General features: G+C 46.3%; 23 protein-coding genes. 19 read left to right on the plus strand and 4 right to left on the minus strand.

The window, feature by feature from the left end:
- Positions 1 to 84: 84 nt before the first annotated feature.
- Positions 85 to 1569: a class I adenylate-forming enzyme family protein gene (locus NAF01_RS04390; protein ID WP_250801864.1), complete on the minus strand. Its 1485-nt coding sequence runs from the start codon at positions 1567 to 1569 to the stop codon at positions 85 to 87.
- A 28-nt stretch (positions 1570 to 1597) separates the two neighbouring features.
- A complete protein-coding gene (locus tag NAF01_RS04395) occupies positions 1598 to 1987 on the minus strand; it encodes a MerR family DNA-binding protein (protein ID WP_048010800.1) in 390 nt (129 codons plus the stop codon).
- 92 nt (positions 1988 to 2079) lie between these two features.
- On the opposite strand from NAF01_RS04395, the gene NAF01_RS04400 reads away from it, so the two are divergent.
- Positions 2080 to 3693, plus strand: coding sequence for an acyl-CoA dehydrogenase family protein (locus NAF01_RS04400; protein ID WP_250801865.1), 1614 nt, complete (start codon positions 2080 to 2082; stop codon positions 3691 to 3693).
- Between the two features lie 31 nt (positions 3694 to 3724).
- Here NAF01_RS04400 and NAF01_RS04405 read toward each other — a convergent pair whose 3' ends face one another.
- Positions 3725 to 3979, minus strand: coding sequence for a DUF3949 domain-containing protein (locus tag NAF01_RS04405; protein ID WP_197214297.1), 255 nt, complete (start codon positions 3977 to 3979; stop codon positions 3725 to 3727).
- Positions 3980 to 4118: 139 nt separating this feature from the next.
- Here NAF01_RS04405 and NAF01_RS04410 point away from each other — a divergent pair, with 139 nt between their 5' ends.
- The 4 genes from NAF01_RS04410 (at position 4119) to NAF01_RS04425 (ending at position 6819) form a co-directional block, all read left to right on the plus strand.
- Positions 4119 to 4490 carry a hypothetical protein gene (locus NAF01_RS04410; protein ID WP_197214298.1) on the plus strand — a complete coding sequence of 124 codons (372 nt, stop codon included), beginning with the start codon at positions 4119 to 4121 and terminating at the stop codon, positions 4488 to 4490.
- Between the two features lie 348 nt (positions 4491 to 4838).
- A complete protein-coding gene (locus NAF01_RS04415; RefSeq protein ID WP_250801866.1) occupies positions 4839 to 5600 on the plus strand; it encodes a MerR family transcriptional regulator in 762 nt (253 codons plus the stop codon).
- 169 nt (positions 5601 to 5769) lie between these two features.
- Positions 5770 to 6324 carry a CBO0543 family protein gene (locus tag NAF01_RS04420; protein ID WP_197246850.1) on the plus strand — a complete coding sequence of 185 codons (555 nt, stop codon included), beginning with the start codon at positions 5770 to 5772 and terminating at the stop codon, positions 6322 to 6324.
- 153 nt (positions 6325 to 6477) lie between these two features.
- Positions 6478 to 6819 carry a hypothetical protein gene (locus NAF01_RS04425; protein WP_250801867.1) on the plus strand — a complete coding sequence of 114 codons (342 nt, stop codon included), beginning with the start codon at positions 6478 to 6480 and terminating at the stop codon, positions 6817 to 6819.
- Here NAF01_RS04425 and NAF01_RS04430 read toward each other — a convergent pair.
- Positions 6812 to 9871 carry an efflux RND transporter permease subunit gene (locus tag NAF01_RS04430; RefSeq protein WP_250801868.1) on the minus strand — a complete coding sequence of 1020 codons (3060 nt, stop codon included), beginning with the start codon at positions 9869 to 9871 and terminating at the stop codon, positions 6812 to 6814. The genes NAF01_RS04425 and NAF01_RS04430 overlap by 8 nt on opposite strands.
- A gap of 420 nt (positions 9872 to 10291) precedes the next feature.
- On the opposite strand from NAF01_RS04430, the gene NAF01_RS04435 reads away from it, so the two are divergent.
- From NAF01_RS04435 to NAF01_RS04495, 14 genes are all read left to right on the plus strand, one after another.
- Positions 10292 to 10597, plus strand: coding sequence for an antibiotic biosynthesis monooxygenase family protein (locus NAF01_RS04435; protein ID WP_250801869.1), 306 nt, complete (start codon positions 10292 to 10294; stop codon positions 10595 to 10597).
- Entirely contained in the window at positions 10594 to 10959 is a 366-nt protein-coding gene (locus tag NAF01_RS04440; protein ID WP_197214302.1) for a hypothetical protein, read from the plus strand. Before NAF01_RS04435 ends, NAF01_RS04440 begins: the two co-directional genes overlap by 4 nt.
- Position 10960: 1 nt before the next feature.
- Complete coding sequence (locus NAF01_RS04445; protein ID WP_048010790.1) at positions 10961 to 11605, plus strand: cobalamin B12-binding domain-containing protein; 645 nt, start codon at positions 10961 to 10963, stop codon at positions 11603 to 11605.
- Positions 11592 to 12377, plus strand: coding sequence for an STAS domain-containing protein (locus NAF01_RS04450; protein ID WP_250801870.1), 786 nt, complete (start codon positions 11592 to 11594; stop codon positions 12375 to 12377). Before NAF01_RS04445 ends, NAF01_RS04450 begins: the two co-directional genes overlap by 14 nt.
- 82 nt (positions 12378 to 12459) lie before the next feature.
- Positions 12460 to 13251: a DUF3231 family protein gene (locus NAF01_RS04455; RefSeq protein ID WP_350457426.1), complete on the plus strand. Its 792-nt coding sequence runs from the start codon at positions 12460 to 12462 to the stop codon at positions 13249 to 13251.
- Positions 13248 to 13457 (plus strand): DUF3231 family protein, encoded by a 210-nt coding sequence (locus tag NAF01_RS25035; protein ID WP_350457427.1) that lies wholly within the window; start codon positions 13248 to 13250, stop codon positions 13455 to 13457. The genes NAF01_RS04455 and NAF01_RS25035 overlap by 4 nt, the downstream gene beginning before the upstream one ends.
- A 152-nt stretch (positions 13458 to 13609) precedes the next feature.
- Positions 13610 to 14833 carry a benzoate/H(+) symporter BenE family transporter gene (locus NAF01_RS04460; protein WP_250801871.1) on the plus strand — a complete coding sequence of 408 codons (1224 nt, stop codon included), beginning with the start codon at positions 13610 to 13612 and terminating at the stop codon, positions 14831 to 14833.
- Between the two features lie 77 nt (positions 14834 to 14910).
- Positions 14911 to 16497, plus strand: a complete 1587-nt coding sequence (locus NAF01_RS04465) for a helix-turn-helix domain-containing protein (RefSeq protein ID WP_250801872.1) — start codon at positions 14911 to 14913, stop codon at positions 16495 to 16497.
- Between the two features lie 107 nt (positions 16498 to 16604).
- Complete coding sequence (locus NAF01_RS04470; protein WP_250801873.1) at positions 16605 to 18101, plus strand: aldehyde dehydrogenase family protein; 1497 nt, start codon at positions 16605 to 16607, stop codon at positions 18099 to 18101.
- A gap of 11 nt (positions 18102 to 18112) precedes the next feature.
- On the plus strand, positions 18113 to 18973 hold the full coding sequence (locus NAF01_RS04475; RefSeq protein WP_250801874.1) for an NAD(P)-dependent oxidoreductase: 861 nt from the start codon (positions 18113 to 18115) through the stop codon (positions 18971 to 18973).
- A 26-nt stretch (positions 18974 to 18999) separates the two neighbouring features.
- Positions 19000 to 19821: a DUF3100 domain-containing protein gene (locus NAF01_RS04480; protein WP_048010783.1), complete on the plus strand. Its 822-nt coding sequence runs from the start codon at positions 19000 to 19002 to the stop codon at positions 19819 to 19821.
- Positions 19814 to 20266, plus strand: a complete 453-nt coding sequence (locus NAF01_RS04485) for a hypothetical protein (RefSeq protein ID WP_048010782.1) — start codon at positions 19814 to 19816, stop codon at positions 20264 to 20266. The genes NAF01_RS04480 and NAF01_RS04485 overlap by 8 nt, the downstream gene beginning before the upstream one ends.
- Positions 20267 to 20537: 271 nt before the next feature.
- Positions 20538 to 21821 (plus strand): M20 family metallo-hydrolase, encoded by a 1284-nt coding sequence (locus tag NAF01_RS04490; RefSeq protein WP_250801875.1) that lies wholly within the window; start codon positions 20538 to 20540, stop codon positions 21819 to 21821.
- A 17-nt stretch (positions 21822 to 21838) separates the two neighbouring features.
- Positions 21839 to 22336, plus strand: a complete 498-nt coding sequence (locus tag NAF01_RS04495; protein ID WP_197246833.1) for a GNAT family N-acetyltransferase — start codon at positions 21839 to 21841, stop codon at positions 22334 to 22336.
- The last annotated feature ends 60 nt before the right edge of the window (positions 22337 to 22396 follow it).

Raw genomic sequence — 22396 nt, forward strand, 5'->3', positions numbered from 1 at the left:
TCCAGGGTTCTTGGTCTTAAATCATTGACTTTGATGCCCATTCATAACCCAATGGGATTTTTAGCAGTTCGGAATTGTATTCTATTAAGCATGCACCAATTTCACCTGCTGCTTCAAAATCTTTCCGCTCGCATTCCGCGGCAGTTCATCCACAAAAGAATAGATCCGCGGACACTTAAATTCTGCGAGATGTTCGGCTGTAAACGCCCGCAATTCTTCCTCAGACACCTGGCCCTTCAGCACAACGACTGCTTTGACGGTCTCACCCCATTCTTCATGAGGCACACCGACGACACAGGATTCCAAAACCGCGTCATGCTTCGCGAGTACTTCTTCAATTTCACGCGGATAAATGTTGACGCCGCCCGAAATAATGACATCCTTTTTACGGTCCACGATGTAAAAGTAGCCATCCTCATCCCGGTAGGCAATGTCGCCGGTATGGAGCCAGCCGCCTTTCAGCACAGCATTCGTTTCAGCCGGATTATTGTCATAACCAAGCATGAGGCTGTCGCCAGTCAGAAGAATCTCACCATATTCATTTGGAGCCGTATCGGTGCCATCCGGCCGGACGACCCGGATTTCCATGTTCACCGTCGGGTTTTTGCCGATGCTTCCGGCCTTCTCCAGATGCTCTTCCGGGTATAAGAGAATGCCATTTGGTCCCGCTTCTGTCAGTCCGTATACCTGATAGAAGTTTTCATTACGGAACGCCTTTTTCACATGGTGATAGGAGGCAAGAGCCAGCGGGCCGCCGCCATAGGCAAAGACACGCATGGTGGACAAATCATAGGAAGCCAAATCCGGATCCTTGGCCGCAAGCAAATAGGCAACAGGTGCCGCAAATGAGAAGGTCGTCTTTTCCTGCTGAATCCAGTTCAGGAAGCCCTTTGGAGTAAAGTCGCCGATCACATGGGATGCTCCGCAATAAAGCCCGCTCATGAAAAAGGTATTCAAAGGAGCAGAGTGGGAGAGCGGCATCAGGGTGAGCATGGAATCATTATGCGACAAGCTAAAATTAACCGAAACAGCCGAAGCGATCGCCAGAATGCGTTCATGGCTGAACACAACTCCCTTTGGCGTCCCGGTTGTTCCGGATGTAAAAAGAATCTCACAGACGTCCCGCGAATCAATCGGCACATCAAGATTACCCTCAGAAAAATGAGCAGAAGCTTCAACTGCATCCTGAATCGAAAAATAGAAATTTACATTCTCTTTTAACGCTGCAGCCGTTTCAGCAAGCTCATCCTCATATAGAATTCCTGAAGCATTCGCACTTTGGAAAATAGCCGACAATTCTTTCGGTGTCAGGCGGATATTCACCGGCATCGGAATCGCGCCGATCTTCATGCAGGCAAAAAAAGCATAAAAGAAGTGCTCCGTATTGCGGGACATTACCGCAACCCGATCGCCCCTCCGGACTCCTTCATTCTGAAGATAACGTGCCAGCCTGTTGCATAAGCGGTTCATGTCTCCGTATGTAAGGCGGTTCGACACCGTCATAAAGGCGTCCTTTTCTGGAAACTTCCTTGCATTTCTCTCCAATACTCCGTGAATGGTTGCTCCCACTATACTCAGCCCCTTATTAAAAATGAATTTATGTCTTCACCCGGCTGTTTTCATACTTTGCTTTGTACGTCAAAATGTCTTCCCGCAGCATTTGCAGCTGCATGATCTGCTCTTCGATTTCCCTCAGCTTGCTGTCAGCAAATGCAATAATTCTGCTTTTCTCCGCTTCGCCTTCCGGGTTCGATTCATACAGCTCAATCATTTCTCTGATTTCCTGGAGGCCGAAGCCGAGTTTTTTCCCCCGCAGAATCATCTTCAGGCGCCGTCGTTCCCGATTGGTATAGGTGCGCTGTTTGGTCAGGCTGTCGCGGTTTTCCGAGGTCAGCATTCCTATTTCCTCGTAATAGCGGATCGTCCTGGAGCTGATGTCAAACATTGCCGCAAGCTCGCTGATGGTAAAAACCTTTTCTTCTGGCATTATGTATCCTCCTAGTTGACGTTAACGTTAACTTAGTTTTATAATAATTCTGAAAATTAGTATTTGTCAATCAAAAAAGGAGTGATTTTTCCATGACGATAACTTCCCGGGACCAGCAGATAAGAGGCAGGAATTCATACACATTTGATGAGTTTTTAGACCGGCGTGCCAACCAGGATTGGTATAAGGATGATCCCTTTTTGCAAAAGGCCTTAAAAAAATATGCAGGCTCGCAATATGAACAGATACATAATGAACTGCAGGATTTTTCTCCGGCTGTTTCGTCCAGATGGAACACGCTTGCAGAAAGTGCAGCAAGGCCTGAATCCCGTCCGTATATGCTTCATTTTGATGCCTTCAATCACCGCATTGACCGTGTCGTCCGACCATTGGAAACGCATCAGCTGGAAAAAGAAGTGTTTGGGGAGGGCCTTTTTTCAAGCCGCATGCCGTCCTGGGAAAGTTTCGTGAAGCGGATGCTGGTTCACCAGCTGGGGGAAGCGGGTGTCGCCTGTCCGCTGACATGCACGATTGGATTAATTGCACTCCTTGAACAATATCCGAATGAAGATATTCCTGAGCTGGAGAAAATTTTACAGCATACGAAAGAGGGACTTGACGGAGATTTTGCCATCGGTGCCCAATTCATGACGGAGATACAGGGAGGGTCCGATTTGCCTGCCAATGTGCTTGAGGCGGTCCCTGATGGTAAAAACTATCGCCTTTATGGCAATAAATTTTTCTGCTCGGTTGCACATGCCGACTATTCTGTGGTCACTGCTAAGATTTCCGGCACTGATAAAGTGTCCACGTTCATTGTGCCCTCCTGGCTTCCTGGTGAGGAGGAGAAGGAAAAGCGCAATGGCTATGAGATCAACCGGATCAAGTGGAAAATGGGCACGGCCGAGCTGCCTACAGGGGAATTTCAGTATAATGGGGCTCTTGCTTATCCGGTTGGCCCGGCAGGAAAAGGAGTGGCCGTTGCAGTCGGCATCGTCCTCACACTATCCCGCCTTGAAATAGGCATTGCCTGTGCCGCATTTATGCTCCGTGCATCTCGTGAAGCCAATCTTTATGGCGATTTCCGGACCGTTTTTGGCAAAAAGGTAAAAGAATACCCGCTATCAGCGAGGACGCTGAAAAAAATTGAAAATGCCGCCCATCGGACAGCTGCAGGCGCTTTTAAAATCTATGATCTATACCTCCGCCTTGACCAGCCGCTGAATGCCGGGATTCCGGTGGATCAGCCGCTCGAACGGAGAAAACAGCTCTTTAACTTGAGGGAGATGGTGCTGCTGCAGAAAATCTGTGCCACAAACGAAGGGGCAGAGGTGGTGCACGATGCTATCTCTGTCTTTGCCGGCCATGGTGTCATGGAGGAATTCTCATCATTGCCGCGCATCTTCCGGGATGTCGTCGTCAATGAGCAGTGGGAAGGGCCGCGCAATCTGCTGCTGACGCAAATTTACCGGGATATTCAGAGAGTGGCAGACTGGTATTCGCCGGGGGAATTCGTGTCAAATGTGCTTGCAGGTGCTTCTAAGGAAACGATTGATCGATTTGCGGAGCAGCTGACGGATCTCCTGCAGCGCCCGGTGTGCGGGGAAGTGAGCGAAGCTTCCATGGAAGCGGCTGAAGAGTGGGATATGTTCTGCGATTCCTTTTTTCAAGCCTACCAGACGATTGCGCTGGAGGAATTGCAATAAAAAAATGCCTGGCGGAAGCCTGCCAGGCTATTTAATGCTTAATTCGATAGATAACCGATGCCAGCAAATTGGCCAGAAAAAAGATCGGGTTTCCCTGCATGTTCTCATGCAGAACCAGTTCATCCACTCTCATGCTGTCATACATTTCTCCCTGTGTTTTCCCCTTCGCTTTATTTTGGGCCTCCATCTCTTTAAGGTTGACCAAAAAACGGTATTGCATGGGCAGAATGAGAAGTGAAAACAAAACATACAATCCGACAATCCCCCAAAAAATAATCAAAAACATTAAGTACCCTCCTAGTTAATTCCATTTTACAACATCTCTATTGAGTATGTATTTAAGAACGTATGTTCTCTGAATATGCATAAATCCTCCGCTTCCTAAATAAGATGAAGTATCATCCAAGAAAAGAGGCGATTCTACCATGGTTACAAAAGAGATGCTGATCCGTTTTGATGAACTGAACCGCAGGAAAAAGGACCTGGAAGCAGAATTGGATAAATTGAAAGACCTGTTTCATCAGTATTTCGATACAGCTGTAGGACAGAATGAAAAAGGGGAAGTTAAGATTGATAGCTACAAATTGCAGAGGCAGATTAGAAGGACGGAGAAATTCGACCCAGTTCCAACTGTCAACAAACTCGAGGAGCTGAATCTTATCGATCTGATTCAAAAGCGTCCGGATGAAGGAAAAATTAAATCCGCCATGGATCTTGGATTGATTAAGGAAGCTGACCTGGAAGGGTGCAGAATCTCCAGGACAACCGCCGCTCTCCTGATTAAAAAGCTGGATTAATTTTTTAAAAAATATGGTTGACCTTCACGCTGCGTAAAGGTGTATCGTTAGTAACAGAAAGTACTTTCTATAACTTCATTGTCTAGCTGCAGCGCCTAGCCAGTATTTTCTTCATGAATTTCCTCCCCTGAATTACTTGCGAGGAGCATGATTCGAAGAATGATGCTTTGAGCAGCTCGGGGTCATAAGCCAAATCACTCCAGAAATCAGGTTTCCTGCGTGATTCGTCTTATGCCTGTCGGGCTTGCTCAGGATGTGCTGACTTCAACGTTCGCCACAGGACGTGGCGGTTTTTAGTTGAAGTTCATCTGGAGGCGCTTCCGCTTTTCTTGAAAGGAGGCACATCGCATGGAATACACAGTGCAGAAGCTCGCGCAGCTGGCCGGGGTCAGCTCGAGGACCCTCAGGTATTATGATGAAATTGGCGTTCTTAAGCCGGCAAGAACCAATTCGTCGGGATATCGGATTTATGGCCAAAAGGAAGTTGACAGACTTCAGCAGATTCTATTTTATAGAGAGCTTGGTATCAGTCTCGATCAGATCAAGGAAATCATCACAGCACCGGCTTTCGATGCTGCGGATGCACTGAAGGAGCACCGCGAGAAACTCCTTGAGAAAAGAAAGCAGCTCGATCTGCTTATTACGAATGTAGAAAAAACGATCGCGTCAGCGGAAGGGAGAACGACCATGTCAGATAAAGAAAAGTTTGAAGGGTTCAAAAAGAAAATGATTGAAGATAATGAGAAGCAATATGGAAAGGAAATCCGCGAAAAATATGGTGAGGAGACGGTTGAGAAATCGAATGCCAAACTTATGAACATGACCCGGGAGGAGCATGAGGCCGTTACCAAACTGGCTGAAGAGGTGAACAGCACCTTAGCCCAAGCCATGGAAACTGGCGATCCGGCAGGCGAGCTTGCACAAAAAGCTGCCGATCTGCACAAGCAGTGGATTACTTTCTACTGGAGTGAATACAGCAAAGAGGCCCACGCCGGCCTTGGTGAAATGTATGTGGCAGATGAAAGGTTCAAAGCCTATTATGATAAAATCCGCCCAGGTGCAGCCGAGTTTTTAAGAGATGCGATTAACATTTATACTGGACAGCAATAGGAATGAAAGCGGCTGGCTCTGCCAGCTGCTTTTTTGTATGGGCCACCCCCGCAAACCAATCCGGCCAACACCGCCAATATTTCACTAAAACCATCGGCTTACTGTATGTAACACCTTCCATGGGGAAAGATGAGTAACAAGATATCAACTCAGGTGGGCAGGTGATAAAATGAGCCGTATTCCTTCATATAAAGATGAGCAAAACATTAGAGAAAAGCTAAGAGATGTTTCTCTTGAGCATTGGCTGAAGGAGGATTTGTTCAGCTTTAATTGGTGGCTGCTGCTGGCAGCGAGTATTTTGCCGTTTTTTATTTGGTGGAGGCTGGTGGATAAGGGGCGGTTCTTTGAAATACTTGCTTTCGGGCTACTTTGTGCAATCTTCGCCTGTTTTCTTGATGTTGTGGGAGTGAACTTTCTTTTGTGGGGATATCCGGATAAGCTGTTACACTTTATTCCGCCATTATTGCCTGCAGATTTTGTGGTGATCCCAATTTCGGGCATGCTGATATATCAGTACTTCAGTACGTGGAAAAGCTATGCCTTTGCAGCCGTAGGCCTTGGAATCATGTTTGCTTATATCTTTGAACCGTTATTTAGCTTTTTGAATATGTTTGTCCTTATCAATTGGACTCACACCTATTCCTTCATCGGTTTTATCCTCTTTTTTCTTGGCGTCCGACTTTTAATGCTGTCCTTAAAGCGTGCGGCTGATAAAATAAAGTAAGCGGTCAGCAAAGCTGGCCGCTGTTTTATCGGATTAATAGTCATAGCTATGGAAACGTTTTATACAGCAGCAAAAATGCTTGTGTTCAAATGAGCATTTCTTGCAAGAGCAATGATGAATTTCCGGTGAGCATTTTTTGCAGGAACATCTTTTATGCTCATCAGAGCATTTTTTGCAGGAACATTTTTTGTGCTCATCAGAACATTTTTTACAGTTACAGTGCTTATGCTCATCAGAGCATTTTTTACATGGACAGTGAGGTATAAAATCGCTGGTGCATTTCTTGCAGCCGTGATGTTCATGTTTGTCCTTCTTGTTGCAGCAGACTTTCTTCTTGTAATAATATTCTTCAACACAATATTGGCACATGGGATTCACTCCTTTCTCCTACTAATATATGAAGAAAAAAACAGAAGGAAAGAGCCCTTGTCCATAGTGCTTGAAAATCCGCAAAAGCCCCCTCGGTTTTTGAGGGGGCGAAACTATGTTAATTAACGGTCTCCGGAATCACTTTAACATCACTGCTGTTCTTTTTCTGCTTTTTCTTCAGCCAGCCAATACGGAGGCTGGATGTGGTGAACAAGCGGTAAACCGCCGGAATCAGCAGCAGCGTGATAAAGGTTGCAAACAGCAGGCCGGAAATAATGACCGTTGCCATAGGCGCCTGATAGTTGCCGGAAGTTCCCGATGCCAGAGCAAGGGGCAGCATTCCGCCAACCGTTGTCAGAGTGGTCATAAATATCGGCCGGATCCGGTTTTTACCTGCTTCAATAAGTGCATCTTCAACAGAGAATCCTTCCTTGCGGAGCTGATTCGTACGGTCGATCAGCAGGATGGCGTTATTAAGCACGATCCCAATCAGCATAACAATACCCATTCCAGACATCACGCTCAGCTCCATTTGTGTCAGGAACAATCCAAGAATGACGCCGACGATGGTCATCGGAATGACAGACATAACGATCAGAGGATGTCCAAGGTGGTTGAACTGGACAGCCATCACCAGATAGACAAGGAAAATGGCAATCGCTAAAACAAACACCATATCCATAATTAATTCCTGCTGCTGCTCAAGATCCCCGGCAGCTGCAGCACTATAGCCGGCAGGGGCTTCAAAATCATTAATCAGCTTTTGAACTTCGCGATTCACAGCCCCAAGATCTTTGCCTTCAATATCAGCCGAAATGGAGATGAAGCGCTCCCCGTCATTATGGGAAATTTCATTCGGTGTATCGATACTTTTTAATTCAATAAAGGAAGATAATGCTTTCTCTCCCTCGGCAGTCGGAATTTTTAAGTCCAGCAGAGCTGATTTGGAATCTGTTTTCTCAGCCCACTTTAAAGCAAGCGGCACATTTTCTTCATTTATGCTCATTACTCCGACAGGCATTTCCATGAACGCCTGTTCGATAAACTGCCTGATTTGCAGCTGGGTTAAGCCTGCTTTTTCAATTGCTTCTTCTTTTAAAACAACAACCTGCTCCGTTGATGTGCGTTCCATTGAGTTGGTCACACCGACGATGCCGTCAATCTTTTCCAGATCCTTTGTAAAATCCCCGGCAAGGTTCTGCAAATCTGCAAAATCTTCTCCCTTGATAGTTACCTGAACTGGAGAGCCGCCGCCAGCTGACATCGCACTCTGAACATTTTTTACTGGAAGAGTATCGGACAGGCTGCGAAGTTCTTTCATAATCTCTTCATTGACATCTTTCTGTTCTCTTGTAATGTCATCGCCCTTTGTCATATTGATGATCGTATAGAACATCCCGCCCTCATCCATGACATAATTGGACTCAACATCTTCAATGGATTGCAGTTTCTGGTTGATCCCTTGAGCGATGTTTTCTTTTTCATCAGGAGAAAGTCCTGTTTCCAGGTTAACCATCAGCTCTGTGTAGCGGTTGAACATGTCCGGCATGATCGTCATCGGAATTTTCGTCACAAGCGTTAAGGAACCGGCAAACATCAGGAAGAAAATCGCAATGACCGCAAAGCTGTAGCGTTTTTTCCGGATGGCCCAGGCTACAAGACGGCTATACATACGCATAATCGGTCCTTCTTTGTGCTCTTTCTTTGGCTTGCGGAGCTTCAGCATTTTTTCCGAAAGTGAAGGAATTAATGTAAACGAGACAATAACCGAACTGATGAGCGTAATGGCTACCACAGCAGACAGCATGATCATGAATGTGCCCGCATCGCCGCCAATCAGGCCGATTGGCAGGAATACCACAATTGTGGTGAGCATCGAAGCAATGACAGCTGAGGATACTTCTTTGGTTCCTTCCAGCACGGACTCAAGCTTGCCAAGGCCCTGTTCCTTCTTTCGATAGATGGATTCTATAATGACAATCGAGGAATCCACCATCATTCCGATCCCGAGACCGAGGCCAATCAGTGTCAGAATATTAAAGCTGTAATCAAAAACCCACATCGCTGTAAATGTCAGCAGGATGGAAGTCGGGATTGACAGACCGATGATAAAGGTGGCCCTTACATTCCTTAAAAAGATCAGCAGAATGGCAATGGCAATGACGCCGCCGATTAAAATGTTGCCGGTCACGCCATCAATCGATTCCTGCACATAATCTGCCTGTGCCACCATTTCATTCAGTTCAAAGCCTTTTACCTGACCGTCTTTGCGAATGTTCTTCACCTCATCACGGACCGCGGCTGCCATTTCAATTTGTGTGGAATCAGCTGCGCGTCCGACCTGGACAAAAATGAAATCTTTCGTGCCGTTTTTCCATACAAAGGATGAGCTTTCAACCGGCTGAAATGTAACATCCGCCACATCTTTCAAATTAACAAATCCATTTTGTGAGGGGATTGTGATATTCTGTACATCTGCGGCATTTTCCAGCTTCGTATTCCAGCGAAGGGAAGGAGAGCTGGCATCTCTGCTGAGTTCTCCCAGTGTGGCTTCGCTGTTAACCTGCTGAATCGCGCCGATCACAGCTGCTGAATCCAGCCCTTTTTCAGCCAATTTGCTGCGGTCCAATTCAATGAGTACCTCGTGCTCCTGAACCCCTGCAAGCGATACATCCCGGACTTCCGGCAATGCTTCCAGGCGGGGCTCCAGAACTTTAGCAGCAAAAGCGGTCATCTCTTCCATGCTGCCGCCGGATACATCCATATAAAATTCATAGCTTTGAGTGGTACCGTACTGACCTGCTGTAACATCTGTAATCGCGGCATTGTCGCCCTTTGCTGCGTTGGCAGCTGCCTCTACTTCATTAAACAGCTCATCGCCCAGGCCTTCATCGAACGTAATTTGAAGTGAGCTCCGTCCGATTGTAGTTGTAGAGTCTACCGACTCGACTCCGTCAATCCCCCTGATCTGCTGCTCCAGGGGAATGGTGATCGATCGCTCCACTTCAGCCGCTGCCATCTCCCCGGCGCTGACCTCTACATAGGCGCCATCCATCGTCACAGGCGGCATCAGCTCTTTATCCAAGTCCATAATGGAATAGCTGCCGATGGCGAGAGTTAATACCGTCATCAGGGCAACCAAAATCTTTCTCTGCACAATCAATTTTAAGAATTTCATTAACATTCTCCTTACTCCCTAATAGTGAAAATTTGCACCCAAGATCTAATTATACAGAGGTTAGTAGGTATTAATAACTACTTTTTCTTGAATTTTCCAATAATTCGTCCGACCTATTTCGCCAAAATGCGATCTTGTTTGCAGGAAAAACTTAACAATTCTTACAGATACTATCTTAATCGGGATCAAGAGAAGGCATAACGAGCCAGAGACATATCTTGCTATCAGACTTAAGGCTGATAAGAAGCTTAAGGACGACAAACTTGAGAGCGGAGGGGAGTGGCAAAAGCAGATGGCGAAAATGTAAATTAACATCAGCCATATCCCCGCCCCCCTACTCATAACCCTCTCAAAATGACAATCCCAAACAGTATGTTATACTGAAGAAGCCATAAAACTCCTAAAATTGGAGGAGAGTTCATGTACACTGTTTTTTCAACATTTGACGTTCCCGATGAAAAGTCGGAAGAAGTCATTCGCATATATAAAAATCGCTCGCGGTCGGTTGACCAGGCAGAGGGGTTTGTCGATTTTCTGCTTCTGCAGAATGATAAACGCGCCGGCGAACTGACTGTGCAGCTTATTTTTGATACAAAAGAAAACTATTTAAACTGGGTCCGGAGCGAGGATTTTAAAAGAATCCATGATTTGGAAAAGAAATATCCGGATCAGGAACTGGCTGCTGTGATTCCAAAAGTAGCGCAATACAAGGTGGTGGCTAGGTGAATCATGATAGGGTCGTAAATAGTGTAACCGAGAAAATTTATGAGCGTGAGCCTTCCCTTCTCGAACGGTTCGGCGAACAGGGGAAAGAGAAGTGCCGGGAAGATAATCATCATCATATGAAGCATTTGGAGACAGCTTATGAACTGGATCAGTCCTCTTTTTTCAATGATTATGCAGTCTGGCTTAATGGCATATTAACCAGGCATGGGATGAAAACCCGGCATCTGATCGACAACTTCGAAATCATTCAGGCTGTGCTGGCTGAAGAAAAAGGATCTGCGGAGAAGGCAGAACGGTTCCATCTTTACCTGGCGGAAGCTATCGCTGTCTTGAAGGGTGAACCAGCGGAAGGGGGCGCGTAGGATGCAGCAGGCAGAAATACTTGCTTCCTTATTACTTGAAGGTAATTCCGTGAAAGTTTGGGAAAATATCCGAAAATACCCGCAGCTGTCTCGTATCGAGGTTTATCAAAATCTGATTACACCTGCGATGCAGCACATCGGCCATCTATGGGAGACGAATCAAATCACAGTGGCGGATGAGCATCTGGCAACAGCTACATGTGATTTTGTATTGTCGAAACTCGCTTACCAAAGCGAAAAAAGACAATCAAGCCAAAAAGCCATGTTTCTCTGTCTGGATGGGGAACAGCACTATATCGGCCTGAAGATGGTGAACAGTCTATTTGAAGAGCATGGCTGGGAGACAAAGTATTTTGGTCCAAGCCTGCCTTTGGAATATGCGCTTAAAACGGCAAAAGACTGGAAGCCAAGCGTAATCGGCCTGTCAGTCACCATCGTCTATCACCTGCCGAAGCTGAAGGAATATGCCGAGGCATTTGCCAAACTTCCGCATAAGCCGGCTGTTATCCTTGGCGGGCGATTAGCAGGGAAGTATGACCTGCTGCCGTATTGTTCCGATCGTACAGTTATCCTTAAAGATTTGCCGGAAACAAAGAGATGGCTCCAAAATTATGAAGCGGGAGGACAGCAAAATGCAATATTTTAATCATACACTTCCGCTTGCGTTTTTGAAAGCTGACAGAAACGGAAAAATAGTAACCTACTCCACTATCGCACGGGAAAGCTTTGACCTGAGCGGGGGGCACCTAAAAGGGATCATTGATGAAGAAAGCATTGAAAAGCTTATTCAGTACAGCTGGGAGCCCGGTGTGAATCCTGTGAAGCTGGAACTGAATATGAAAACCAGGGAAATGCCTCTCTGTTTATTTGAGGTTCATATCCAATGGGACAGTGAGGATCATGCCAATATGCTATTTCTGCCCAAGGACAGCTCAAACGAGGGACTTATGGATAAACTGATGCAGCTGCAGCAGCGCCTCACCTCCACGGACTTTGAACTTTTGGAGAAAAAAGAAGAGCTGGAGCAGGTGCTGACCCGCCTGAATCAATTGTCCGGGCCGTTTATCCCGCTGTCTGAAACCCTTTGCCTGATCCCTTTATTTGGCGATATAACTGCAGATAAAATTAACATTATTTCCGAAAGCTGCCTCAAGGCTGTTTTTGCAGGCGAATATGACGAAATTCTTTTTGATCTGACAGCTGTTGGGGAAATTGAAGGAAAAGGCATCGAGAAATTCACCCAGCTGATTAAAACATTGAACTTCATGACAGGCAGCATCATCAAATTGATTGGCATAAAGCCAAACCTGGCAGAAGTGCTGAATAACTATAAGCTTGATGAATGGGTGCAGATCGATCAATCTCTGAAGCAGGTTTTAAATATCTATTTTAATCGGAACGAGCTGGGGGCCTCTTAGGGGGTCTTTTTTTTTGCGAAAAATGCATGATTTTTGTAACTGAAGGGAGGATAGTAGTAACTTAAATGATGGGGGAACATTCATGCTTGAAAGACCGCCGATTACATCAAATGAACTGGCCACACTCTGGATGACTTATCAGCAGAAAACAATGTTAGTAAGAATGCTCGAATACTTTATTGAAAAAGCGGAAGATGAAGAGGCCAAGAAAATCATGGCCGATTTAAGAGGAGAAGTTCAGGCTGTTATTCAAAAGATTGCTCAAATATTAAAGGAAGAAGGTGCGGCCATTCCTGTCGGATTTACCGAACAGGATGTTGTGCCTGATGCTCCGGCCCTATTCGCCAACGGGTTTGATATCATGTTTGTGCGTCTCATGAAATCGATCAGCATGGGGCTGCACACTCTGGACTTAAGCATGTCTTACCGGGAAGATATCATCTTACTGTATAGAGAGCTTACCGCCATGACCCAGGAATATTCCAAAAAATGCACCCAATACTTACTGGGAAAAGGTCTGCTGATCCGTGCGCCTTTTGTGACCATGCCTGATAAAGTTGAATTTGTAAAGGATACAAATTATTTAAAGGGTACAAACTTACTGGGAAGCAAACGGACGATCAATACGGTTGAGCTGAGCCAGTTATATTTTACAATTGAAGCCAATGTAACAGGCATGCAGATGATTACGGGCTTTGCACAATGTGCCCAGGTAAAAGAAGTAAGGAAGTATTTTTCAGAAGGCGTGGAACTGGCAAAAGGGATTATTAGCGAATTCACGGACATGCTGCTGGAAGATGGAATTCACCCCCCCTTGGTCCAGGCGGCAATGCTACCCGTTCTACTGCCGCCCCGTTCTCCGATAAGCTTATGATGTACTGCATCAGCCTGTTTTGCAGCTTTTCGATCGGAAAAAATGCCATCGGAACAGCCTTCAGCTTAAGAAACGACATTCCGGCCAAAGCCGCCATCTTTACAAAAGACATCTTCGAATACGCCCACCGCGGCGCCAAAATCATGATCCAAAACGGCTGGATGGAAGAACCCCCGCAAATGGAAGAACGCCGAAATCTCATATAGGGTGACAGGCACCACTCGAAATTTGTCGAAACAGAGAAATATCCTTAAGAGGGTATTTCTTTTTTTTGTTTCTAAATGCGAAATAGTTTGACAATTTACATGATTAAAATCATGATAGTAAGTAAAATACTCAGAAGTCGGGGGCAGGAAAAATGGGTTTGCCGAAGGAGAGGCATAACGGATACAGTCAGGCGGAACAAAAGGGTTCCTTCATAAGGGATCTAAATGCTGAAAACATTTCATCGGGAATCATTGCAAGCACGCTGGTCATGACCGGGCCGGCCCTGATTATCCTGCAGGCAGCATCAGCAGGTGGATTCACGGATCAGCAGACGATTAACTGGATGTTTGCGGTTTATTTTTTCGGCGGTGTCTACAGCATCCTCATGCCGCTTCTATATCGTATTCCGATTACTGGGGGGCATTCGATTACAGGTGCAGCATTTTTGGCGACGGTGACTGCGCAATACTCGTATCCTGAGCTGATTGGCGGGTATGTCATTTCCGGGCTGCTGATTTTTCTGGTAGGCATTTCAGGTCTGTTTACAAAAATCATTGGCTGGGTGCCGAAAGAGGTTATTGCCTCCATGCTTGGCGGGCTCGTTGCCGGGTATGTCGTGAAGCTCGTGCCTGCCATACAGGAAATGCCTGTTGTCGGAGGAGCGGCGTTAGTCAGCTTCCTGCTTTTTACGAGATATGTGAAAAAATTTCCGCCTGTGCTCGCAGCAATTGCGGCTGCCTTTGCCGCATTGTTTTTGACAGCCGATGTACATCCGGCCAAAGAGATAGCGTATTTTCTGCCGTCTCTTCAGATGCCCGAATTCAGCTGGATGGGGATCGTAACCATTGCCCTCCCGCTTGCGATGCTGATTCTGAGCAATGATGCAGCACCAGGAATCGGGGCATTGGAAAGCGAAGATTTCAAGCCCCCTATTCGGAAAATCGTCTCATCAAGCGGCGTCTTCTCCGTAATCACCAGCTTCTTTGGCGGACAGTGTGCCAATATCGCCGGCATGATGAGCGCCATCTGTGCCGGACCGGATTCAGGGCCCAGGGAGAAAAGGTATATGGGAGCAGTGGTGTCAGGTGTAATTACGATTGTGTTTGGGATATTCGCCTGGAAAATCGTGCCCTTTATCCAGTCGCTTCCGCAGGCATTTGTCTCACTGCTCGCCGGGTTCGCCCTGATTGGCGTCCTCCATTCCAGCCTGCAAACTGGCTTTTCCGGAAACCGGTACAGGCTAAGTGCCCTCGCAGCCTTCATCGTCACTTTATCAGGCGTGAGCTTTCTTCATATAAGCGCTCCTGTTTGGGGACTTGTTGCCGGGGCGATATTGGCGCGGACAATAGAGAGGCAGTTAATTGAAAAAGGATAGTTTTTCAGAAAAATAGATAGGTTGAACAATAATAGATGGTAATGACATTCACCAGCCTATTAGAAAGGAGAACTGCTATGGCCATCATGCAGGACAAAATCTCAAGCCTCCTGGAAATTAATCGCAGTTTAACCCAGTCTCTTGAACTGGAGGAAATTCTAAAGAGGCTGGTACAAGCAGCCTTTGATTTAGTAGACCATGCAGATACCACCATTCTTTACACATTAAAGGAAGATGGATTATTGCATTTTTCCAGCGGGGTCGGGGTGGAGACAGGATTTATGAGCCAGGTGAAGTTTGAGCCGGGTGAATCCTTGACGGGGCTGGTATTTCTGACTAAAAAGGGCCTAATTGCATCAGGAAATGAGTTCAGGGAGCATATGAGCCGTATGTCTGAGACAAATTATGTTCATTTTTTTAATGGAGTCTACCGGCGTGAAGTGAAGAGCGGGATCGTCGTCCCATTGGTTTATAAGGAGAATTGCATTGGCGTGCTTGTGGTGGATAACTTCGACAAGGATGTACAGTTTATTGAAGCCGACTTTCAAGTGCTGGAGGTGGTGGCAGACCAGGCGGCTATTGCTATCATGAACTCGAAGCTTTACGAAGAAGTGAGGCAGAAAAATGAGGAACTGAGCGAATCCCTTGATATCCACCGGAAATTCACGAAGATTCTGCTGGAGGGAAGGGGGACTTCGTTTATCCTGGATACGATCAGTCACATTTTGGGTTCCTCTGTAATCTTTGCAGAGGAACCAATAAATCCATCCAGTTCTTTTCCGATCATAAACTCCAACGAACTTTTCGGATATTTCCTTCTGGATGAGCCTGTTGAACGTTTGACGAATATCCAGAAGGCCGCTCTTGAGCATGCTTCAACGGCTTTATCACTGGAGTTTGTCAGGCAGAATACGCTTTTTGAAAAAGAGATGCACCTAAGAGAAGAGGCCTTTCATGATTTGATTAATGGCGGACGTCTGAATGCAAGGATTCTGGAAAAGTTTCGCATGAATGAGAAAAGCAGCATCGCCTGTATGATGGTGGACTGCAAGTCTGGTTTTCTATGGGATGCTGCCTCCATCCTTCAAAAAGAAAAACTCATCCGATCGATCGAGCAGATCATCATGAAATACTGTGAAACCTCAATCGTTTTTACGAAATCAAACCAGATCATAGCACTCTTGGTGAATGGACGAAAAAAGTATGACCAGTCTCTAGCTGTTGATATTCAGAGAAAAGTGAGCAGAGCTATCATTGGTTTGGGCAGAGAGGTTGATCTAACAGATATGACAGATACTTATCAGGAAGCTGCCGAAGCTTTATCATTTGCTAAAAACCATCAGCACAAAACCTTTATCACTTATTCTGAGCTTGGTGCTGAAAGACTGTGGCTCAACACCGACCGCAGCTTGCTGAATAAATTTGTCACCGATAAAATAGGCTCTCTTTTAAAAATGGAGCCAGAATACTTAAAAACGATGCAAACCTTCCTGGCACATAATCAAAGCCATAAACAAACAGCAGAAGAGATGCATATCCATCCCAATACCCTTGCATACCGGCTGAAAAAAATCGAGAGCGAGCTGCAGCTGGATTTTTCCCGGAAAGAAGATTGGATTACAGTGGTCCTGGCCTTCCAGGTCTTTGATTTTTTAAACCCATAATTGGTGCTTGTCACAAAGAACAGAAGGATTATTTGGCTGTTGGCACATGTACAGGGAATATTCTAAATATTATAATAATCTCAACTTAAGCGATAAGGAGAGATTGGATGAGTACAGAGGTTAATAGCCAGAAAACTGCAGTCAGGAATACTGGTGCAGAAACTTATTACAATTACATTGGCGGGGAATGGGTTCCTTCTGTGACAGGGGAAACGTATCCGAGTGTGAATCCAGCCAATACAGATGAGGTACTGGGTTACTTTCAGAAATCGAATGGGATTGATGTGCAAAAAGCAATCGATAGTGCAAAGAGAGCTTTTCCCGAATGGAAAAATACATCTCCAATCAGCCGGGGGGACATCCTTTTTAAACTGATCTTTCTCATCCAGCAGGAAAAAGAGGAATTAGCAGAAATTATTACGAAGGAAGTAGGCAAAACGATCGAGGCAGCCCGAAAGGAAGTGGATGCAACGGTTCAGGCTCTAAAGCATTTCAGCGGTGAGGCTAACCGGATTTCAGGTGAAACCGTGCCTGCAATTGATCCGAAAACCTTTGCCTGCACGATTCAGGAGCCGCTGGGAGTGGTGGCTGTCGTTACGCCATTTAATTTTCCGCTCGGAATCGCCATTTATAAAATTGCACCTTCCATGCTGGCGGGAAATACGATCATCTATAAGGCCGCAAGTGACACGTCTTTAATCGCAGTGAAGGTAGTCGAGCTGTTCGAAAAGGCTGGAATGCCAGCGGGCGTGCTGAATATGATCACGGGCCCGGGTTCTGTCGTAGGAGAAGAGCTTGGAACCAATCCGGAAATTAAGGCAGTCTCGTTTACAGGCTCCTCTGATGTGGGCATCCATCTTGGCAAGCTTGTGACAGCCCATGGCGGAAAAATGCAGGCCGAAATGGGCGGGAAGAACGCGACGGTCATTCTGGAGGATGCCAATCTGGAAGAGGCTGTCCAGAGTGTGGTCATCAGCGGATTTTACAATAACGGCCAAAGCTGTACGGGAACCAGCCGCGTGATTGTGCCCCGGTCCATTTCGCGAAAGGTCATTGATTTATTAGTTGAAAAAGCGAAGCAAGTAAAAGTCGGCAATGGGGTGCGGGAAGGATATGACAACGGTGCGGTTGCGAATAAGCATCAATTGAATACGTATCTCCATTATGTGAATAGCGCCATCGAAGAAGGAGCTGTTCTTGAATATGGCGGAAAGCAGCTGACAGATGGCGATATGGCAAATGGCTATTTCGTTGCTCCGACAGTTTTCAGTAAAGTTACAAAGGATTTTACAATCGCCCAGGAAGAGATTTTCGGTCCTGTTGTGGCTGTGATGGAAACGGATTCTTACGAAGAGGCGATTGAGCTTGCAAATGATACGGACTTTGGCCTGTCATCTGCCATTTTTACGAATGACCTTCAAAAAGCATTCGATTTTGTCCGGAAAATTGAAACAGGCGTCACGCACGTGAATATCCCATCCAACCATTATGAAAACCAGCTCCCGTTTGGCGGCAAAAAAACGTCAAGCATTGGACCGCGTGAACAGGGCAGCACGGCATTGGATTTCTGGCTTGATACAAAAACAGTTTATATCAAACCTTAAGGAGGGAGAGGATGAAAAACATAGGTGTAATTGGCTGCGGGGCCATGGGAAAGGGCCTTGTGAAAAATTTAATCAAAAACGGATATAAGGTGTATGCTTATGATCCAAGTCAGGATGCACTTGCGAAATGCGAGGCGCTGGGGGCCATTCCCCAGCCTTCTCCTTTCGAGGCAGCAAGTCAGGCGGATCTAGTAATTTCTTCATTGCCTGGACCAAGTATTGTGAAGGATGTTATGATGGGTGGAAGCGGAGTCCTTTCTGCTTTAAAGCCTCACAGTTTTGTGCTGGATATGAGCACCATTGACCCAAAAACAGCCCAGGAATTGAATCAGTCTGCAAAGGCGAACGCCATCCATTTTTATGACTGTCCGTTAAGCGGGGGACCAAAGGGTGCTGATGCCGGTACGCTGACCATAATGGTAGGGGGAGACGATAAATTTTTGCCGGACATTCGCCCGGTCCTGGAGAGCGTTGGAAAAGATATTTTTCTGCTCGGTCCTTCAGGATCAGGACAGGTGGCAAAGCTGTGCCATAATATGCTGGTTGCTTTAACGACTGCAGGCCTGGGGGAGGTCCTTGCAGTGGGGGAGAAAGCAGGTGTCAGCCGGTCTCAGCTGGCGGAAGTCATTCAAAGCGGGTCTGCGCATAATCGCGTCCTGACCGTATTCGGTGAGAATATCCTTCAGCATACATACGGGAATGTGCTGTTCAGCCTGGAGCACATGAATAAGGATATTCACTTGTACAAAGAAACAGCCGAATTTTATAGCCAAGATTCTCCTTTGGGTCAGCTGGTGTGCTATATCTATGGGAAGGCGATGGAGCAAGGGAAGGGCAAGCTTGATTCTTCTGCCGTGTGCGGATCTATCTAGGAATCTTTTAATCTAGGGGGGAAAACATGAAAAATGAAAAGACAGAAATTTTAAAAGATTGGCGCTTGCATGCCGTTGTGCTGGTTCTGGTTGCGGCTACCGAAGCGATTGGACAGATCAGCTTTAAAGTAGGCGCAGGGGTTATTCTGCTGCTGCCTATGCTTTATGCTTTTTTCCTGGGGCTGGGTCTTTACTTCACTCCGCTTATTAAGGAAAAACAGGCTAAAAATGCAGAGCCCCTCATCGTGCTTGGGGTTACTCTTTTAATTGCGAAAATTGGCGTAACAATTGGGCCGCAAATCGAGGCAATCATTGCGGCGGGGCCATCTTTATTGCTGCAGGAACTTGGTAACCTGGGAACGATCTTATTTGCACTGCCAGTGGCCATTTTTCTTGGCTTTAAAAGAGAAGCCATTGGCATGACCCACTCGATTGGCAGGGAGCCGAACGTCGGGCTGATTATGAATAAATATGGATTTGATTCGCCAGAAGGCAGAGGAGTAATGGCTATTTATATTTTCGGTACTGTGTTTGGTGCTGCCTTCCTGGGGTTGATTTCCGGATTCCTGGCCACCATTACCCCGCTCCATCCGCTGTCGTTCGCGATGGCATCGGGTGTGGGAAGCGGCAGCATGATGGCGGCCGCCAGCGGATCGCTCGTCGCTGCCTTCCCTGAAATGGAGGCGCAGATTGTTGCCTTCGCAGGCGCCAGTAACCTGCTTTCACTTTCAACGGGTCTGTATGCCAGTATTTTTATTGGATTGCCTCTTACTGAGAAGCTGTACAGCATCATGATGAAACGCAAAGAGAAAAAGGCTTCGGACAAAGGGGGAGATATCCATGCTTAAAAATATCACTGAATGGTTTTTGATATTGGCGATTTTTGGTCTTTCAGCGCTGATCGGGAACTGGGTAGGCTACGATATCCTGCCGTCTGCAGCCATTCCGGGCATGCTTGTTTTAATTGTTATCAGTGTGCTGGGCCTGATTCTTGAAAAAGTGCTGCCAGGCAATATCCCGAGCGTCGGATATATCGGGATTATCGGAATCATCGTTTCCATTCCGGGAGTACCGGGATCTGAATATGTTGTCGAGTGGACAACTCAGGTCAATATCCTGGCTCTTGCTACACCGATTCTCGCTTATGCAGGGATCTCGATCGGAAAGAACTGGGCTGACTTTTCCAAGCTGGGCTGGAGAAGCATTATTGTCGCAGTCTTCGTGTTCTTCGGAACCTTCATCGGATCTGCAGTAATTGCCGAGATTATTCTGCGGATGCAGGGAATTATTTAATGATTTGCGGCCTGGCAGGTGGATATCTGCCGGGCTTTTTGCTCTGAATCAGGCTCAAAATCATTATTTGGGCACTGTTTCTAAAGATATCGGCCGCTTTAACAGATTTATCGGCCAGATTAATAATTTATGGGTTACTTTTTTGATATATCGGTCAAAATTCTATTTTATCGGTCAGTTTTCCTATATATCGGTCACTTCGCGCAGAGTCAACATTCCAATAATCTCACAGTATTAACAGTATCCAAAAAAATAAGAAGGAGTGAAACCCATGAACCTTTATGAACAGTTAGTAAAAGATTATGACCAAGAACTTACTCATTCGGGTGTAAACGGCGAAAGATTGGCCTCAAGACTTGATGAGCTTTCAAGGATAGGCCTCATGGACAGCGGCGGGGTCACCCGCCCGGGCTATTCTGCCGAAGAGAAAGAAGCGAAAGAGCTAGTAATCAAGTGGATGAAAAACGCTGGTCTTACTGTAACTGAAGATGGAGCAGGAAATGTATTCGGCAGATTGGAAGGCAAAACAGCAGGACCCTCAATCGCTTCAGGTTCCCATGTTGACAGTGTTCCAAATGGAGGGCACTTTGATGGGCCGTTAGGGGTTCTCTCAGCATTGGAAGTTGCCGAGTCATGGAGAGAAACAGGATTCATACCGGAGAAGCCGTACGAGATTGTTATTTTTTCAGATGAAGAGGGTTCGAGATTCAAGAGCAGCTTAACAGGCAGCCGGGCATTTATGGGTCAGCTGAAGCCTGAGGAAATGGATAGCCTGCATGATGAAAATGGCAAAACGTTTCGGGAGGTGTTGAGCGAATATGGCAGCAGCGCGGAAGAGTGCTTAAAGGCAGGAAGAAACGGGCGTGAATTCGAAACCTTTGTGGAAGTCCATATCGAGCAGGGAAAGGTGCTTGAAAGAGAGAATCAGCCAGTTGGAGTGGTAAAAGGCATTGCAGGTCCAGCCTCTCTGGAGGTTACGTTTACAGGAGAAGCCGGCCATGCGGGAAATACGCCAATGGCTGGGCGCAGAGATCCCTTAGTGGCTGCCTCATTATTTGTAGCGGCCATCGAGAATTTTCCAAAGCAGATCAGTGATACAGCTGTTGCCACTGTCGGCAAGCTGGACGTGCATCCAAATGGCTTTAATGTCATTGCACAGGAAGTAATATTAACAGTGGATATCCGGGATATTTTTGAAGAAACCCGTGATCAGCTGCTTGATCTAATTAAGACTGAAGCGGTGAAAATTGCAGAGGAACGAGGCATTGATGTGCAAATGAACCTGAATGCCAAGATTAAACCTCTGCCAATTAGTGAAGTTTTGCAGGCTGGTATTGCAGACTCGCTTGAGAAGTTCGATATAACCCCCGTTTACATCCCAAGCGGTGCCGGCCATGACACCATGATCGTCGGAACCGAAGTGCCGGCCGCCATGCTGTTCGTCCGCAGCAGGGATGGCATCAGCCACAATCCGCGGGAATGGACGTCATTAAATGACTGTGTATATGGTGTACATGTTTTGAAACATTTTGTTGAAGGGCTTATGAAAAAATAGTAAAAGGGAGCAATCGCATGATCATCCGCGATATAAAACCAGAAGACGCCCAGGCCCTGGCCGACTTGATCACACAAGTAGAAAACGAATCAGAATACATGCTTTTCGAGCCAGGTGAAAGAAAGACCTCAGCCGAGGCACAAAGAAAAAGAATAGAAGCCATACAAAAAGAAGACCAATCGACTATCATCATCTCGGAAAAAGATAATCAATTGGTCGGCTTCTTAATGGCCATTGGCGGTGCTGCACGGAGAAACCGGCACTCAGCCTATCTCGTTGCAGGCATCCTCAGCGAACACAGAGGCCAGGGAATCGGCACAAAGCTGTTTGAAGAGCTTGACTGTTGGGCAAGTAAACACGAAATCCACAGGCTGGAACTCACAGTAGTTATCCACAATCAGGCCGGTGTCACCCTCTACAAAAAGGCAGGATTCCAGATCGAAGGCACCAAAAAACATTCGCTTATGATAAACGGAGAATTTGTGGACGAATACTATATGAGTAAGCTGTTATAACAGATAGGCCATTCCCTTTAAAACAAGGGGAATGGCCTTTTCTTCAGGTCTAAACCCTGA

This window comes from Cytobacillus firmus (assembly GCF_023657595.1).
In the GTDB taxonomy this organism is placed as follows: domain Bacteria; phylum Bacillota; class Bacilli; order Bacillales; family Cytobacillaceae; genus Cytobacillus; species Cytobacillus firmus_B.